The organism is Flavobacterium cauense R2A-7 (assembly GCF_000498475.1).
Taxonomy (GTDB): Bacteria; Bacteroidota; Bacteroidia; order Flavobacteriales; family Flavobacteriaceae; genus Flavobacterium; species Flavobacterium cauense.
On sequence record NZ_AVBI01000001.1, the window covers coordinates 556,012 to 572,265 of the forward strand.

Annotated in this window: 14 protein-coding genes; 6 read left to right on the top strand and 8 right to left on the bottom strand. The window is 41.1% G+C overall.

What is annotated here, in order from left to right; translation table 11 throughout:
* Nucleotide 1: 1 nt before the first annotated feature.
* The 4 genes from FCR2A7T_RS02540 to rnpA all read right to left on the bottom strand — a co-directional run bounded on the left by FCR2A7T_RS02540 (nucleotide 2) and on the right by rnpA (nucleotide 5,027).
* Nucleotides 2-1,990: a KUP/HAK/KT family potassium transporter gene (locus tag FCR2A7T_RS02540; RefSeq protein ID WP_023569699.1), complete on the bottom strand. Its 1,989-nt coding sequence runs from the start codon at nucleotides 1,988-1,990 to the stop codon at nucleotides 2-4.
* A gap of 69 nt (nucleotides 1,991-2,059) precedes the next feature.
* Nucleotides 2,060-3,700 (bottom strand): S41 family peptidase, encoded by a 1,641-nt coding sequence (locus FCR2A7T_RS02545; RefSeq protein ID WP_023569700.1) that lies wholly within the window; start codon nucleotides 3,698-3,700, stop codon nucleotides 2,060-2,062.
* A 2-nt stretch (nucleotides 3,701-3,702) separates the two neighbouring features.
* The gene (locus FCR2A7T_RS02550) at nucleotides 3,703-4,581 is read right to left on the bottom strand and encodes a DUF4349 domain-containing protein (RefSeq protein ID WP_023569701.1); all 879 of its coding nucleotides are present in this window, start codon (nucleotides 4,579-4,581) and stop codon (nucleotides 3,703-3,705) included.
* 62 nt (nucleotides 4,582-4,643) lie between these two features.
* The gene (gene rnpA / locus FCR2A7T_RS02555) at nucleotides 4,644-5,027 is read right to left on the bottom strand and encodes a ribonuclease P protein component (RefSeq protein ID WP_035116899.1); all 384 of its coding nucleotides are present in this window, start codon (nucleotides 5,025-5,027) and stop codon (nucleotides 4,644-4,646) included.
* Between the two features lie 249 nt (nucleotides 5,028-5,276).
* Here rnpA and FCR2A7T_RS02560 point away from each other — a divergent pair, with 249 nt between their 5' ends.
* A complete protein-coding gene (locus tag FCR2A7T_RS02560) occupies nucleotides 5,277-5,693 on the top strand; it encodes a hypothetical protein (RefSeq protein ID WP_023569703.1) in 417 nt (138 codons plus the stop codon).
* 51 nt (nucleotides 5,694-5,744) lie between these two features.
* On the opposite strand, the gene FCR2A7T_RS02565 is transcribed toward FCR2A7T_RS02560, so the two are convergent.
* From FCR2A7T_RS02565 to FCR2A7T_RS02580, 4 genes are all read right to left on the bottom strand, one after another.
* Nucleotides 5,745-7,619 (bottom strand): M1 family metallopeptidase, encoded by a 1,875-nt coding sequence (locus FCR2A7T_RS02565; protein WP_023569704.1) that lies wholly within the window; start codon nucleotides 7,617-7,619, stop codon nucleotides 5,745-5,747.
* A 60-nt stretch (nucleotides 7,620-7,679) separates the two neighbouring features.
* Nucleotides 7,680-9,281 carry a S8 family peptidase gene (locus FCR2A7T_RS02570; RefSeq protein ID WP_035116900.1) on the bottom strand — a complete coding sequence of 534 codons (1,602 nt, stop codon included), beginning with the start codon at nucleotides 9,279-9,281 and terminating at the stop codon, nucleotides 7,680-7,682.
* 247 nt (nucleotides 9,282-9,528) lie between these two features.
* Entirely contained in the window at nucleotides 9,529-9,957 is a 429-nt protein-coding gene (locus FCR2A7T_RS02575; protein ID WP_023569706.1) for a MarR family winged helix-turn-helix transcriptional regulator, read from the bottom strand.
* A 114-nt stretch (nucleotides 9,958-10,071) separates the two neighbouring features.
* Nucleotides 10,072-10,932 (bottom strand): MBL fold metallo-hydrolase, encoded by an 861-nt coding sequence (locus tag FCR2A7T_RS02580; RefSeq protein ID WP_023569707.1) that lies wholly within the window; start codon nucleotides 10,930-10,932, stop codon nucleotides 10,072-10,074.
* Nucleotides 10,933-11,107: 175 nt separating this feature from the next.
* Between FCR2A7T_RS02580 and FCR2A7T_RS02585 the strand changes: the two genes are divergently transcribed.
* From FCR2A7T_RS02585 to FCR2A7T_RS02605, 5 genes are all read left to right on the top strand, one after another.
* Nucleotides 11,108-11,437, top strand: coding sequence for a HesB/IscA family protein (locus FCR2A7T_RS02585; protein ID WP_023569708.1), 330 nt, complete (start codon nucleotides 11,108-11,110; stop codon nucleotides 11,435-11,437).
* Nucleotides 11,438-11,488: 51 nt separating this feature from the next.
* Nucleotides 11,489-12,937, top strand: coding sequence for a Fe-S cluster assembly protein SufB (sufB, locus tag FCR2A7T_RS02590; RefSeq protein ID WP_023569709.1), 1,449 nt, complete (start codon nucleotides 11,489-11,491; stop codon nucleotides 12,935-12,937).
* A gap of 47 nt (nucleotides 12,938-12,984) precedes the next feature.
* Nucleotides 12,985-13,737, top strand: a complete 753-nt coding sequence (gene sufC, locus FCR2A7T_RS02595; protein WP_023569710.1) for a Fe-S cluster assembly ATPase SufC — start codon at nucleotides 12,985-12,987, stop codon at nucleotides 13,735-13,737.
* A 72-nt stretch (nucleotides 13,738-13,809) separates the two neighbouring features.
* On the top strand, nucleotides 13,810-15,126 hold the full coding sequence (gene sufD / locus FCR2A7T_RS02600) for a Fe-S cluster assembly protein SufD (protein ID WP_023569711.1): 1,317 nt from the start codon (nucleotides 13,810-13,812) through the stop codon (nucleotides 15,124-15,126).
* Between the two features lie 108 nt (nucleotides 15,127-15,234).
* Complete coding sequence (locus FCR2A7T_RS02605; RefSeq protein ID WP_035116901.1) at nucleotides 15,235-16,230, top strand: DUF2157 domain-containing protein; 996 nt, start codon at nucleotides 15,235-15,237, stop codon at nucleotides 16,228-16,230.
* The last annotated feature ends 24 nt before the right edge of the window (nucleotides 16,231-16,254 follow it).

The following is a 16,254-nucleotide window of genomic DNA, read 5'->3' on the forward strand; positions in this document are numbered from 1 at the left end:
TTTAATGATGATGACTACGGTCTTTTATACGATGTAAATTAATTTCTGCCGGCGGATGAATCAAAATCGGGTACTGTTCCACCTTTACGGAACTACTGTCCAATCCAAATGCCTGTTCTTCTGATAAACTAATTTTTTTCAGAAGGAAGTAAATATCTAAAATAATTCGTTCATACCAAGGAAAATCGTTGTCGTATGAAATAAATTTTTCTATCAGTACAAATTTAAAATCGCCAATTACGTTATTGCGCTGTAACGATTCGTAACGGCTGGTGATGTCCACTTCGCCGTTTTTCACCAAATCCTGCACTACTTTTTTGAACAGCAGGTTGATGCGTGGCGCTACCCTGAAACCAAGGTAAAAATCCACACGGATGATGTCGTCTTTTTCGATTTCGCGCACACGGTATTCCATTTCATACGGTTCATCGGTTACATTTACGTGAACAAACCAATAAATATCAGCGCGTTTCGGGCGTTTTTGTATAATCGAATATACAATTTTTGATTCAATTTCATCACTCATCCCTGCATTGGTTAAATACACCAGATGCGTAGCATATTTTGGGATCGAAAGATCGTTGCTCAAATCGGAAATCACTTTTTTGAAGTTATCAATTTTAACAAATTCGGTATACTCTTTTCGGATCTTTTTCGCCGTAAACCAAACCACCATTACAAAGGCCAGCAATCCGGCGATGAACACCGAAACATAACCGCCGTGAGGGAATTTGTCGATATTGGCAATGAAGAACGAAATTTCAATGGAAAGGTATGTGGCCAAAACTAAAACGATGAAAAACGGATTGTAACGTTTTAGGACCATGAAGAACCCTAACAAAATAGTGGTCATGATCATACACAAAACAATGGCCAAACCATAAGCAGCTTCCATGTTTCCGGATTCTTCGAAATGCACTACGATGAAGACACAGCCGATGAACAACAACCAGTTGATGGACGGAATGTACAATTGTCCTTTCAGTTCGGTTGGGTATTTCACTTTTACTTTTGGCCATAAATTCAAGCGCATCGCTTCGGAAATCAGGGTGAATGAACCGCTGATTAAGGCTTGAGACGCAATAACCGCAGCCGAAGTCGCAATGGCGATTCCGAACGGTAAGAACCAATCCGGCATTACCAGATAAAACGGGTTCCCGGGATTGCTTGCGTTTCCGCTTAATTCGGTAAGTGTTTTTCCGCTGTTGGCAATCAGATAAGCACCTTGTCCGAAATAGTTGATGACCAACATGGTTTTTACGAAAATCCAGCTGATGCGGATGTTTTTAATCCCGCAATGTCCCAAGTCACTGTACAATGCTTCGGCACCGGTGGTACAAAGGAACACATACCCCAACACATAAAAACCTTCGTGGTGTACTTTGAGTAAATGAATGGCATAGTAAGGATTCAGCGCTTTTAGAACGGAAATGTTTCCGAAAAGATGAATTGCGCCCAAAACGCCCAACATTCCAAACCAAAGCAGCATCATCGGACCGAAAAACTTCCCGACAAATTTGGTTCCGAAACGCTGTATGAAAAAGAGAATGAACAGGATAGCGATAACAATCGGAATCGTGTTTAAATCGTGGTTATAGGTTTTCAGTCCTTCAATAGCCGAAGAAACCGAGATAGGCGGTGTGATGATTCCATCCGCCAAAAGCGCACTTCCTCCGATAATGGCAGGAACAATAAGCCATTTTTTCTTGAGTTTTTTGACTAAAGTATACAGTGAAAAAATCCCACCTTCCCCTTTGTTGTCAGCTCTAAGGGTTAGGATAACATATTTGAAAGTAGTTTGTAGGGTTAAAGTCCAGAAAATACAGGAAATAGCACCCAAAACAACATCGGGATTAATCGCCTGTTTGCCAACAATGGCTTTCATTACGTAAAGCGGCGACGTACCGATGTCGCCGTAAATAATCCCTAAGGTTACAATTAAACCGCCTAAAGTTAATTTGTTCAGATGGTTACTGCTGTGTGAACTCACTTTTTGAAAATTTAAATATGCACAAAATTATCATAAAAAAGATAGCGGAAACGAAAAACCGCATTAAATTTAATTTTTCAGAATTTTATTATATTCTGCCGTATTGTTTAATACGGTTACCGCTTTGCTGATTTCAGGATTGCTTTTGGTGTAATACTGGTACAATCCTTCACGGTATTGGTATCTTTTTATGATTTCGTCCAACAGTAAATCTTTAATTTCCGCTTTGTTTTTCTCCAGTTCTTTTTCTTCACTGCGTTGGAGCGCAGTAAGCAATTGTTGGTATTCCGCTTTAATCGATTCGTCGATTTTTTCTTTTTTGGCAATTTCCAATGTGTTTTTCAGTGCGATTTCGGTTTCGGTATCCAATTGGAAGTTGTCCTTTTTCAGGAAGGCTTTAAAGGCTTCGAAATCAGCATCGGTTAACGTCGGGATTGTGGTTCCCAGATTTGGATGTTTGTAGAAATAATCGGTGGCGAAATTGAAAATCCCGTCGCTTTTTAATAAGGCAGCAGCAATGGTACTTTGTTTGGCTTCGGCCAGTTCCACATCGGGTTGGATGCCACCGCCGTCGTAAACGGTTCTTCCTTTTCGGGTTTTAAAAGCGTTGTAATTTTTAGATTCGGTACGAATGGCTTTTCCGTCCTTGTCTTTGTGTGCATAATCCAAAGCCTGTATGCAACGTCCGGAAGGCGTATAATATCTTGAAATGGTTACTTTTACCTGCGTGCCGTAGGTTAGATCCAGTGGGCGTTGCACCAACCCTTTTCCGAAACTTCTCGTTCCTACAATCACCGCTCTGTCCAAATCCTGTAATGCACCGGCTACAATTTCGGAAGCCGAAGCACTTTTACCATCCACTAAAACGACCAACGGAATTTCCAGATCGATTGGGTTTTTCTGCGTTTTGTAGGTATTGTTGTGTTTGTCGGTTTTGGATTTTGTAGTTACAATTACCTCATTTTGCGGTACGAAAAGATTGCAGATGTTCACCGCTTCGTGCAACAAACCACCTGGATTTCCGCGTAAATCAAGGATAATTTTGGTAGCGCCTTCCCCTTTTAACTTGGTTAATGCGTCTTTCACTTCGGTTGAAGCTTTGGCATTGAATTGCGACAATACGATGTACCCCGTAGTTTTATCCGAAAGCAAGGAATAAAAAGGAACCGCTTTTACATCCACTTCATCCAGAATGATTTGAGTGGTAAGGAGTTTTCCCTGACGTTTGTATTTGATGTCGACTTTGGTATTTTTTGCCCCGCGTAAAAGCGTTCCGGCATCTTCTTTGAAATCCACCAGGTTCACATCGCCAATCTGAATGATTTCATCTCCGGCTTTCAATCCGGCTTTGTCGGCCGGGAAATTTTTATAGGGCTCCACTACAATCAAACGACCATCTTTGCGGTTAATCATGGCGCCAATTCCTGTGTATTCTCCGGTGGAATTGATTTTAAAACGCGCCACATCCTGCTCGTTGAAGTAGTTCGTGTACGGATCCAAATCGGCCAACATGCTTTTGATGGCTTTGTCCATCAGTTCGCCCGGATTCACTTCGTCTACGTAATTCTGATTCACGGTTTTAAAAAGCGTGGTGAAGATTTCAATTTGTTTGGCGATTTCAAAAAAGTCCTGTTTGAAACTTACGCCCACAAACAAAAATCCGCTGGCCAATACCGGGATAACGTATCTTTTTTTCAGTAATGATGTCATTTTCAAGTTGTTTTTCGTCGGAAGCGTCTTCGAAGGAAGAGGAACCCTGCTACGAAAATAAGTATAAAAGGCCAAACGTGTAACATTCCGAGAAAGAAAGTTGCGATGTTGTTGAAACCGCCTTTTACCGCATTGCCCATTTTTCCGAAATAGGAAACTGTGGCACCGCTTTGAAAAGGGTTAGAAGTGTACATTTCCAAATTGACCGTGCTCATCGAAACCTGATTTTTCAGGTATTTTAAGCGACCTTCTTTGGCTTCGATTTCTTCGCGGATCGCAGAAAGTTCTTTTTCGATTTCCAGCATTTCCGATATTTTGGAGGCTTTGGCGAGCAATTCGAAATAGCGTTTTTCCAGTATGCGTTTGGTTTTCAAACGGGCTTCCACATCAATGTATTCTTCGGTCACGTCCTCTGCTGAGATTTCTTTACGGTCAAAATGTTTCACGCCTTGACTGATTTCGGCAATAAAAGCATCGAACGATGCACTGGGCACCCGAAGGGTAATGTTTCGGTATACGGATTCATAATTTTTTCCGGATTCGTCATTTTGAACGGTCGCTTTGTATTTGACGAGGGCTTCTTTTACGTGAGCAAATGATTCGTCAAGGTTGCCGGTTTCAAAGCGTAGGTTTGCGGTTTTGATGATTTTGGGTTGCAGCGGTTTTTCTGCAGACATATCTTCCGAAACATCCCTGTCGGCATCCATTATGGCCTCTTCTTTTGGCGGTGGCGGAAGGCTTGCTTCCATGGTAACTTCTTCGACGGCAGCTTCTACCGCTTCCTCATTTTTGGAAACTGTTATCATTCGGTCTTCCGAAACGGCATCTTTGCAGGCCATCGGAATCAGTAATAAGGCTAAGTAAAGGAATAACGTTCTCATAAGCTTTTGGTTTTAAGGTAGTAACGCAAAAGCAGCTGAAAAAAGTACGCTTTATTCAGAAATTATTTACTCTCAGATTTGGTGGCTTCCACAAACTTCTGAAACAACTGAATCGTTTTTTCGTTGATTTCGGAATAGGTGAGCTTGTCTTTGGTTTGGTAGAAAAACATGAAAGCATACGGTTGTACCATGTTTTCCAAAAGCAATTCTTTGTTCAGACGATAGGTTTCACGCAGTACCCGTTTGAAATAATTGCGGTCTACCGCTTTTTTGAAGTATTTTTTGGAAACCGAAACGCCAAATTTAATGCGTTCTTCATTTTCCAAAACAGCAGGAACATACACCAACCGCAACGGATATTTCGATACCGATTTCCCTTCGGAAAACAGTAAATCGATGGTGGTTTTGCTTTTGAGCTTTTCGTGCTTCGGGTAGGTGTTCTTCATTTCGGGCAAAGATACGAAGTTCAACTCCGAAATGAAAATGCTATTCCGGATTGCCTTTTTTTCTTTTTATCGGGATGTTGTGCCGCTTGGCGATATTAACTTTTGAAATTTAGGTGCGTTTCACTTTTTTTGTAAATTTAGAGGTAAGATATTGATATATAATGTTTTATAATTTCAATAAATGTAATTGGTTTCCGTTTTTTTTACAGAAAACAAGTATGGAAAATGTTCAAAATAACTCGACAAATTATGAAAACAGCAAGACAAACCGGTATCTGGATTGACTCATCGAGAGCGATTTTGGTTACCCTTCAGGACGGAAAAGAAAAAGTTACCGAAGTAGATTCCTCTATGGAAAACCGCATTTATCACGATCACGGCGGAAATAAAGGCGCCTTTATGGGGCGACAGCATGTAAACGATGAGCGCAAATTTGAAGCCCGACGCAAGCATCAGCTGCATGATTTTTTGGAAGATGTGGTCAATCATACCAAATATGCGGATGAATTGTATGTTTTTGGCCCGGCCGAAACCAAAACCGAACTCAGCAAAATGATTAATGAATCCAAATCGAATATTTCAGCCAAATTGAAAGCGGTGGAAAGCGCGGATAAAATGAGCCTGAATGAGATTGTGGCCAAGGTTAAGAAATTCTACCTGCATTAAAATAAAAAACCGCAACTCATTAAGTTGCGGTTTTTTTATGGTTTTCGGTATTTATTTCGAATAACTGTTATTGGTTTTGTTGATATCTGCCATCAGTTCTTTCGGATCGATGACGATGGATTTGATGTTTCCTTTTTCCTTGTTGATAGTAAACTCAAATGTTGGATAGGCCCAATCCCAGCCCTCGGTAACCGTTCGGTTAACATTCGGGAACGGGTTGTCTTTGGTCCAGCGCATTAAGGTTTGCGGGATATATACACTTTCCTGAGTACCGTCTTCATAAGTGACCATAATGTCTAACGGCATGGGCATTCTCCCGATTCTTTCCAAAGTAACTTTGGTGGTTTTTCCGTTTTCGTCTACCGCTTTAATGCCGTAATCGATGGTGTTGGTGGTTTTCGTCCATTCCATTAAATACCAGTCTAAATTGGCTCCCGAAACTTTTTCCGCCGTATGCTTGATGTCGTTTGGCGTTGGATGTGTCATTTTGAAATCGGCATAATATCTTTTGATGGTTTTCATCATATTGTCTTTTCCGATGAGGTATTCCAATTGCGACAGGAAAATATTCCCTTTGCTGTACGCCTGAATGCTGTACGGACGGTTTTCGTCGTAACGGTCGGAATGCGTGGTTTGCGGTTGTTCTTTCCCTGATTTTACCAACATAAAATAACCTTTATAGGAATCGGCATGTGGGTTTTCCACTTTTTTATCGGCGATTTCATTTAAGCCGTAGTTTTCCAGCCAGGTGGTGAAACCTTCATCCATCCAGCCGTTTTTTGCTTCGTTGGATGCCAATACGTGTTGGAACCAGGAATGCGCCATTTCGTGTGCGGTAACCCCTAATAATCCATCGAAAGTACCTTCGCCCAGAATCAGCGTACACATGGCATACTCCATACCGCCATCGCCTCCCTGAATAACCGAATATTGGTCGTACGGATATTTTCCAACCGTTGTGTTGTAAATTTCCATTAAGCGTACCGTTGCCGGTTGCAGTTTTTTCCAGTTGTCGATAATTTTCGGATTGTTTTTGTACAGAAAATGGATGGTTGCACCACCCGGAACCTGAGCTATGTCGTGCAGATACTCTTTATCGGCCGCCCAAGTAAAATCATGTACGTTTGGCGCGATAAAATGCCAGGTTAAAGTTTTTGGTTTTTTAGGATGATTTACAATTACACCAGAATCCTGATAGCCATAACCGATTTCATTTTTATTTTGAAGATAGCCGGTTCCGCCCAAAATATAGTCTTTCGCGATGGTAATTTTTACGTCGAAATTCCCCCAAACGCCATGAAATTCACGGGCAATGTAAGGATCGGCCTGCCAGCCTTCGAAATCGTATTCGGCCATCTTTGGGTACCATTGCGACATGGAAAGTTCCACACCTTCTTTGTTGTTGCGTCCGGAACGTCGGATTTGTACCGGCACTTGTCCGTTAAAATCCATGGTGAATGTAGCGGAACTGTTTGGTACAATTGGTTTTGCTAAGTCGACTTCCAGAATGGTTCCGACCACTTTATTGGCAGCGTTTAAACCATCCTGTTTCAGGTTGGCAATTTTTAAATAACCGATTTCATTCGGTTTTAAGGCACTGATGCGGCTTTCTTTCACTTCTTTGTCGCCAACTTTTACTTTGGTAACCATACGACCGTCGGGATCTTTAATCGATTTTAATCGGGCGTCCATCGCGCTGTTGGGCTGGAAAGCATTGTTGAACAAATGGAAATAAACACGACGCAAGGTGTCGGGTGAATTGTTGGTATACACCAGCGTTTGTTTTCCTTTGTACTGATACGTTTTCACGTCCATGGAAACCTCCATTTTGTAATCAGCGTGTTGTTGCCAGTAGCCCGGATTAGGGTTTTTCTGCGCCAACATTCCGCAGGAAACAAACAGCGAAAATAAAAGATAGTTTTTCATTTTTTTTTAAATAAAAAGGAAGGGAATAATCCCTTCCGATTGTACAATGTTCAAATATAATTATTTTTTTGCCATCTTGCCGGCCATTAACAAAGCGTTATAAGCGTTCACAATTTTTCCGGATTTGGAAACTTCGTTAAAAGGTTTTACTTCTTTGGCTTCTCCAACTGTAATTTTTTGGGTTAGCGTTGTTCCGGATTCCATAATAATCTGTTTAACCTGTGCAGCGGTCAGACTAGGATAGTACGAGCGGATCAAAGCAGCTACTCCGGCAACGTTTGGCGATGCCATAGACGTTCCCTGTAGGTATTGGTATGTATTGCTAGGTGTGGTAGCGTAAATTTTTTCACCCGGAGCGAAAATATCCACACTGTTTTTTCCGTAATTCGAAAAACCGGCTACCATTTCCGAACCATAACTTGGCGCTGTTGCTCCAATGATTAAAACGTTGTTGGAGATTTCCGGTTGTCCGTCATAGGAATCGGTTGGGTATTTGTTCATCGTATCCAAATCGTACGATTCGTTTCCGGCTGCAAAGATTACCAATACATCTTTTGAAGCGGCATATTTAATGGCATCGTGTACCCAATCTCTGTGTACCGAATAGTATTTACCGAAGCTTCCGTTGATGACTTTCGCTCCGTTGTCTACCGCATAACGGATTCCTAAAGCGATGTCTTTATCATATTCGTCGCCATCCGGTACCGCGCGAACGGCCATGATGTATACGTTATTGCTTGCCACACCGTCACCACCTTTGTTGTTGTTACGGGTTTGTGCAATGATTCCGGCTACGTGAGTACCGTGTTTAGCGCCTTTTTTCTCAGGACCGATTACGTTATTGTTGCCGTATTTTTTGTCGTTGAGGTTGTCTGGGTTGTCGCCAACCACTTTTCTTCCATCAAATTGAAGGTTCAAGTGATAATTGATTTGTCCGTACACATAGTCTTTGAATTCCTCAATTTCCTTGTCGAATTCTTCTTTGGACGTTTGTGCCAAAATCTGCATCATCATTCCTTTGTATTGCATTAACGCAGGATCGGTAGTTTCGATTTTTTTTACATCATCCAAGGTATAGTTTTTCTTTTTCAGATGATCGGCAATGGCTTTGTCACCGGCCAAGATGAAATCCACCTGCTGTTTGCCTTGCATGGCTTCCTGCATGTCTTTTTCGTGTTCGGCTTTTGCTCTTCGGTACGTTTCGGAACCATCATCGCCTTTCTTTAAAATACGGACGTATTCCATGTTTTCGTGTTCGGCATCCCCAAGGAAATTCCACCCGTGAATGTCGTCGATGTAGCCGTTATTATCATCATCTTTTCCGTTTCCGGCGATTTCTTTCGGATTGGTCCAGATGGCCGGTTTTAAATCTTCGTGATCGATATCAATTCCCGAATCTACAACACCCACAATCACTTTTGTCCCTTTTTTGCCTTTTAGCAGTTGGGTATACGCCTTGTCTACGCTCATTCCCGGAATAGTGTCTTTGCCTAAATCCAGATGACTCCATCGTTTTAAATCGTTTTCAGCAATTTTGCCTACCTTCATCGGCATTTTGTCAATGTTTTCGGCTGGTGTAGTAACCATATTCTGCGTACTTCCGCAGCTTGCCAATGCCAAAGCAAGTCCGGCAAACAGGTAATAAGATTTTAATATTGTCATAGTCATTTTCAGTTTTGAAATAAGTCTAAAGAATTTTAATTTGTTACAAAAGCATTAAAGATTAACCATTAATTTGAACTAATGGCAAGTTACAGTTTTATTAACTGATTTAAATGGGAAAAATAAAAAAATGAGCTTCTTTAGATAAAAAGATAGCTCATTGCTGTGATAACTACAGTGATTAGATATAGAACAAGCTTAATCATAACGGTTCGTTTTTTGATTGATGATCTTCTGACTGATGGTATTATTTACAATTTGTAATTATTTTTCTTAGCACGGCATCGGCGATTTCCAATTCTTTGGCGTCGATTCCTTTCAGTGCTTTATTGCGATTCTGCAATATGATTTCCTGAACATTTTTGATAATTTCTTCCCCCGATTTGGTCACCTGAAGGATAAATTTTCGCCGGTCGTCCGGATTGATTTCTTTCTCCAGATAATTGGCTTTTATCAGCAAGTCGATAATTCTTGTAACCGACGCGTTGTCTTTAAAAACCAATTCGCTCAATTCATGCTGCGTAATCGTTGGATTTTCCAGAATACATTTGATAACCAGCCATTGATCGATGGTGATTTTAAAACCGTGTTCGCGCAATTTTTTCTGTGCATACATTCGGTACAATCGGATACTATGATCAATGTTGTAAAAAATAATATTGTTTAATTTTTCCACGAACGATTTCTTTATTCAAAGTTAGGAATGATTTTAAAATAATTGATATATCAATTAAGTTTTAATATAAAATTAACAGCTTTCTAATGTGTTGAAAAGAAAGCTGTTCAAAATTTATCCAAGAATATCTTCACAGGTGAAAACGTCTTTCAAGCGTACGCCTTTTTCGGTTTTTTCCACGGTGATGATTTGGTTGTGCGCATCATGCTCCAAAAACAAATAGTAATTGTTGTCGGCCGCAGCGTTCATGAATTTTGTTCTTTCATTCATCGTTAACAAGGGGCGCGTGTCGTATCCCATCACATACGGAATCGGAATATGTCCGGCGGTGGCTAATAAATCGGCACAGAAAACGATGGTTTTTCCGTTATAATTGATGTGCGGCAGCATTTGTTTTTCGGTATGACCGTCGGCAAAGAAAATCCCGAAGCCCAATTCCGATTGTTCCAAAAAATCGCCTTCCGGTCGGTTGATGAATTTCAGCTGGCCGCTTTCCTGCATCGGAATAATGTTTTCATGTAAAAACGATGCTTTTTCACGCGCGTTGGGTTTGGTGGCCCATTCCCAATGGTTGTCGTTGCTCCAGAAGGTGGCATTTTTGAAGGCGACTTCGTAACCGGTGCGGTCTTTGTTCCAGTTCACGCTACCGCCGCAGTGGTCGAAATGCAGGTGCGTCATGAATACATCGGTAACATCGTCGCGGTGAAAACCTTTGGCCGCCAAGGATTTGTCTAGAGAATGGTCGCCCCAAAGCGAATAATAACCAAAAAATTTCTCCGATTGTTTGTTGCCCATGCCGGTATCAATCAGAATAAGACGGTTTCCATCTTCGATTAAGAGGCAACGTGCGGCGATATCGATTAAATTATTTTCGTCGGCCGGATTGGTTTTGTTCCAGATGGTTTTGGGCACGACTCCAAACATGGCGCCACCGTCCAATTTGAAATTTCCGGCTTCTATAGGGTAAAGTTTCATTTTTCAGTAGTTTAAATATGCCTGCAAATTAGCAATTATTACGCGAATGGGCAATCTAAAAAGCAGCATAAGAAACGACTATATCGTAATAAGTTATAAAAATGTTAGCTAGTATGGTAAAAAGCTTTAATTGTAATATCTTTGCCCTAAATTAGAATTAATCTGTATAAACATTATGATTAAAGTATCTGAAACAGCAAAAAAAAGAATCGCACTTTTAATGGAAGATGACGGTTTCAGCACCGCGACCGATTATGTTCGTGTGGGTGTGAAAAGTGGCGGATGTTCTGGACTTTCGTATGATTTAAAGTTTGACAAAGCTTTAGGGGAAGATGATAAAGTGTTTGAAGACAACGATATAAAAATTGCGGTAGACAAAAAGAGCTTCCTGTATTTGGTGGGAACAACCTTAGAATATTCGGGCGGACTGAACGGAAAAGGATTCGTGTTTAACAATCCGAATGCAAACAGAACCTGCGGGTGCGGAGAGAGTTTTTCGCTTTAATCCGATATAAAGCCGGATGCGAATCGGGCTTTTAAAATTTAAGACAAAATAATGAGCAAGTATACTGAAGACGACTTAAAGGTCGAATTAGAAAATAAAGAATACGAATACGGGTTTTATACCGAACTGGAATCGGAGACGTTTCCGGTTGGGTTAAACGAAGACATCGTTCGTGCCATTTCCCTGAAAAAAGAAGAGCCGGAATGGATGACCGAATGGCGTTTGGAAGCGTTTCGTGCCTGGCAGGAAATGATTGAGCCGGAGTGGGCCAACGTGCATTATGACAAACCCGATTTTCAGGCGATTTCGTATTATTCGGCACCCAAAAAAGCCGATCCTAATAAGACGTTAGACGATGTGGATCCGGAACTTTTGGCGATGTACAAAAAGTTAGGGATTTCGGTAGACGAACAGAAACGAATGAATAACGTGGCGATTGATATCGTGGTGGATTCGGTTTCTGTGGCAACTACCTTCAAGAAAACCCTGAATGAAAAAGGCATCATTTTCTGTTCGATTTCCGAAGCAATTAAAGAACATCCGGAATTGGTGCGCAAACATTTAGGCACCGTGGTTCCGCAGAAAGATAATTTTTATGCCGCTTTAAACTCTGCTGTTTTTTCAGATGGTTCGTTCTGTTACATTCCCAAAGGCGTTCGTTGCCCGATGGAATTGTCCACTTATTTCCGAATCAATCAAGGGGGAACGGGTCAGTTCGAAAGAACGTTGTTAATTGCTGATGAAGGCAGTTATGTTTCCTACTTAGAAGGTTGTACCGCACCAAGTCGTGATGAAAATCAGTTGCACGCTGCTGTTGTTGAGCTGATTGCGATGGACAATGCCGAAATCAAATATTCTACCGTTCAAAACTGGTATCCGGGAAATAAAGAAGGAAAAGGCGGGGTTTTCAATTTTGTGACCAAAAGAGGTTTGTGTGAAAAAGGCGCAAAAATCTCGTGGACGCAGGTGGAAACCGGTTCTGCTGTAACCTGGAAATATCCTTCGTGTATCCTGAAAGGCGATAACTCCATCGGAGAATTTTATTCGATTGCCGTTACCAATAACTTCCAACAGGCCGATACCGGAACCAAAATGGTGCACTTGGGTAAAAACACCAAGTCGACAATCATTTCCAAAGGTATTTCTGCCGGTAAATCACAAAACAGCTACCGCGGATTGGTGCAAATCGGATCCAGAGCCGATAACGCGCGTAACTTCTCGCAATGTGACTCGTTACTGATGGGAAATAACTGTGGTGCACACACGTTCCCGTACATCGAATCGAAAAATACTTCGGCGAAAATCGAGCACGAGGCAACGACTTCGAAAATCGGAGAAGATCAGGTATTCTATTGCAACCAACGCGGAATCCCAACCGAAAAAGCCATCGCGCTTATCGTAAACGGTTTCAGTCGCGAAGTCTTGAACAAGTTACCAATGGAATTCGCCGTGGAAGCTCAGAAATTATTGGAAATTTCTCTTGAAGGAAGTGTTGGATAAATCATATGAATCTTAATACCTTAAATGGTTTAAAATAAAAGAATAAAATGTTAAAAATCAGCAATCTACACGCAAGTGTTGAAGACAAAGAAATATTAAAAGGAATCAATCTTGAAATAAAAGCCGGTGAAGTACACGCCATCATGGGACCTAACGGTGCCGGAAAAAGTACACTTTCATCTATCATTGCCGGAAACGAAACCTACGAAGTAACCGACGGGGAAATCGTTTTGGATGGGGAAGATTTATCCGAATTAGCGCCGGAAGAAAGAGCGCACAAAGGCGTATTCTTATCGTTTCAGTATCCGGTGGAAATCCCGGGGGTTTCGGTAACGAATTTCATCAAAACCGCGATTAACGAAAAACGCAAAGCCAACGGTCAGACCGAAATGCCGGCCAATGAAATGCTGAAAATGATCCGCGAGAAATCGGAATTATTGGAAATGGACCGTAAGTTTTTATCGCGTTCGTTAAACGAAGGTTTCTCGGGTGGTGAAAAGAAACGTAACGAAATTTTCCAAATGGCGATGTTGGAGCCAAAAATCGCCATTCTGGACGAAACGGATTCCGGTTTGGATATTGATGCGTTGCGTATCGTAGCCAACGGGGTGAACAAACTGAAAAACGAAAACAACGCGGTGTTGGTAATCACGCACTACCAACGTTTGCTGGATTATATCATTCCTGATTTCGTTCATGTTTTAATGGACGGTAAAATCGTGAAAACCGGTGGTGCTGATTTGGCATTGGAACTGGAAGAAAAAGGATACGACTGGATTAAACAAGAACAAGAAGCATAAAATTAGTTGGCAGTCGCAGTTTACAGTGTTCAGATACTGATAACCGACAACCCGACAACCGACAACTAAAATATGGATTTAAAAGAAAAATTAGTTTCATCATTTATGGCCTTCGAAGGAAAAATCGAAGCTGATGATGAACTTCATGCAATACGAAGTCAGGCGATTAAAAACTTCGAAAACAAAGGCTTTCCAACCAAAAAAGAGGAAGCCTGGAAATACACTTCGCTGAATGCAGTACTGAAAAACGATTTCAGCGTATTTCCGAAAAAAGAGAACTCCATCGAATTCAAAGACGTAAAAAAATATTTTTTACACGAAATCGATACCTATAAAGTGGTTTTTATTGACGGGGTTTTCAGTTCGTTTTTGTCTTCTACGACCCACGACGGACTGGACGTTTGTTTAATGGCTTCGGCGTTGACCAAACCCAAATATAAAATGGTGATTGACACGTATTTCAATCAGATTGCCAGCAAAGAAGAAAGTTTAACGACTTTGAATACGGCATTTGCTTTGGAAGGTGCCTACATCAATATCCCGAAAAGTAAAGTGGTTGAAAAACCGATTGAAATCATCTATTTCTCTACCGGAAACGAAGCGGCTTTAATGGTGCAACCGAGAAACTTGGTGATTGTTGGGGAAAACGCTCATGTACAAATCGTGGAACGTCACCAAAGTCTGAATGAAAATCCGGTATTAACGAATTCGGTAACCGAAATTTTTGCTCAAAAACGCGCTATTGTGGATTACTACAAAGTACAAAACGACGTGCAAACCGCGAATCTGATTGACAATACCTATATTGCCCAAAAACAGGAAAGCCGTGTTGCGGTACACACATTCTCGTTTGGTGGAAACATCACACGAAACAACCTGAATTTCTACCATCAGGGCGAGCGTATCGATTCGACTTTGAAAGGCATTACAATTATCGGCGACAAGCAGCACGTAGACCATTACACCTTGGTGCAACATGCGACACCAAATTGCGAAAGCCATCAGAATTATAAAACGATTCTGGACGGACAGTCGAATGGCGTTTTCAACGGAAAAATTTTCGTGGAAAAAGAAGCCCAGAAAACCGATGCGTTCCAACAGAACAACAATATTTTATTAAGTGATAAAGCTACTATCAACGCCAAACCGCAATTGGAAATTTTTGCCGATGACGTAAAATGTTCCCACGGTTGTACGATTGGACAATTGGACGAGGATGCGATGTTTTACATGCAACAGCGCGGTATTCCGAAAAAAGAAGCGAAAGCGTTGCTGATGTACGCGTTTACCAGCGAAGTGACCTCCAGTATCAAAATACCGGAATTGAAGGCTAAAATCGCTAAAATCATCGCGACAAAGCTAAATGTGAACATGGGATTTGATTTGTAATTGAAACTCTCCTGAAAAAAACAGAAAACCGTCGTTATGGCGGTTTTTTTTATGCCGTGAAACGGTAAGACTTTTTTGTATATTTGAAATACATCAAATTCAAACCGAATGGAACAACATTCCGAAGAAAGCGTAGAAAAGCTCGTGAAGCTTGGTTTTGTTACCGAAGCACAGCAAAAAGAAATAAAAGAATATAAGCAGTTGGGCCTTTTTTCGCTCCATACCGAATTGCTTTTTCTGTTGTATTTGTCGGTTTTGTTGTTTACCGGCGGTGTAGGAACCTTAATCTACAAAAACATCGACAGTATCGGGCACATGGCGATTCTGGCGGTAAATTTCGCGTTGATGGTGGTTTGTTTGTACTTCAGCTTTAAAAAAGCTAAGGGATTTTCAAGGGATGAAGTGCTTTTCGAAAACCCAATCTACGATTATGTGGTGTTGACCGGAAGTATTTTGGGGTGTATTTTCATCGGCTATCTTCAATATCAGTACAGTATTTTCGGTAGCGATTTCAGTTTGGTTTCGCTTTTCTCGGCTATATTTTGCTTCGGAATCGCGTATTATTTCGACAGCCGGATGGTGCTTTCGATGGCGATTACAGCTTTGGCGGCTTTTGTCGGCATCACCCTTACGCCGAAAACCGTTTTCCAAAATGAAATTTATTCCAATCCGACTTTAAGCTATTACGGTTTGGCACTCGGTATTTTAATCGTGCTTTGGACCGTGTATTCCATGCGGGAAAACCTGAAAAAGCATTTTCATTTTGTCTATTTCACCTTTGCGCAGCATTTGTTGGGCGTCAGTATTGTTGCTGGTTTGTTGGAGATGAATTGGTGGCTTTTCATTCCTTTTCTGGTGGGATTCTGCTATTATTTTTATACCGTAAGCCATAAACTCAAGGCGACTTCTCTTTTTGTTTTTGCTTTGATTTACGGTTACATTGGTTTTAATATCCTGTTGTTCAAATGCGTTGATTTTCTCGATCCGTTTAATATATTCGATTTTATCATTATCCTTTCCCCGGTGTATGTCATCGGATCTATAGTGTTGTTCATCAAATTGGTACGTGATTTTAATAAAGAGAAAAATGCTGGCTTACAATAAAGAACTTTTAGCGAACAGTTTTTT

Bases quoted from the DNA above. Each gene is read 5' to 3' on its own strand.
- FCR2A7T_RS02545 (WP_023569700.1), bottom strand. From the start codon at position 3,700: ATGACATCATTACTGAAAAAAAGATACGTTATCCCGGTATTGGCCAGC.
- FCR2A7T_RS02550 (WP_023569701.1), bottom strand. From the start codon at position 4,581: ATGAGAACGTTATTCCTTTACTTAGCCTTATTACTGATTCCGATGGCC.
- rnpA (WP_035116899.1), bottom strand. From the start codon at position 5,027: ATGAAGAACACCTACCCGAAGCACGAAAAGCTCAAAAGCAAAACCACC.
- FCR2A7T_RS02560 (WP_023569703.1), top strand. From the start codon at position 5,277: ATGAAAACAGCAAGACAAACCGGTATCTGGATTGACTCATCGAGAGCG.
- FCR2A7T_RS02565 (WP_023569704.1), bottom strand. From the start codon at position 7,619: ATGAAAAACTATCTTTTATTTTCGCTGTTTGTTTCCTGCGGAATGTTG.
- FCR2A7T_RS02570 (WP_035116900.1), bottom strand. From the start codon at position 9,281: ATGACAATATTAAAATCTTATTACCTGTTTGCCGGACTTGCTTTGGCA.
- FCR2A7T_RS02580 (WP_023569707.1), bottom strand. From the start codon at position 10,932: ATGAAACTTTACCCTATAGAAGCCGGAAATTTCAAATTGGACGGTGGC.
- FCR2A7T_RS02585 (WP_023569708.1), top strand. From the start codon at position 11,108: ATGATTAAAGTATCTGAAACAGCAAAAAAAAGAATCGCACTTTTAATG.
- sufB (WP_023569709.1), top strand. From the start codon at position 11,489: ATGAGCAAGTATACTGAAGACGACTTAAAGGTCGAATTAGAAAATAAA.
- sufC (WP_023569710.1), top strand. From the start codon at position 12,985: ATGTTAAAAATCAGCAATCTACACGCAAGTGTTGAAGACAAAGAAATA.
- sufD (WP_023569711.1), top strand. From the start codon at position 13,810: ATGGATTTAAAAGAAAAATTAGTTTCATCATTTATGGCCTTCGAAGGA.
- FCR2A7T_RS02605 (WP_035116901.1), top strand. From the start codon at position 15,235: ATGGAACAACATTCCGAAGAAAGCGTAGAAAAGCTCGTGAAGCTTGGT.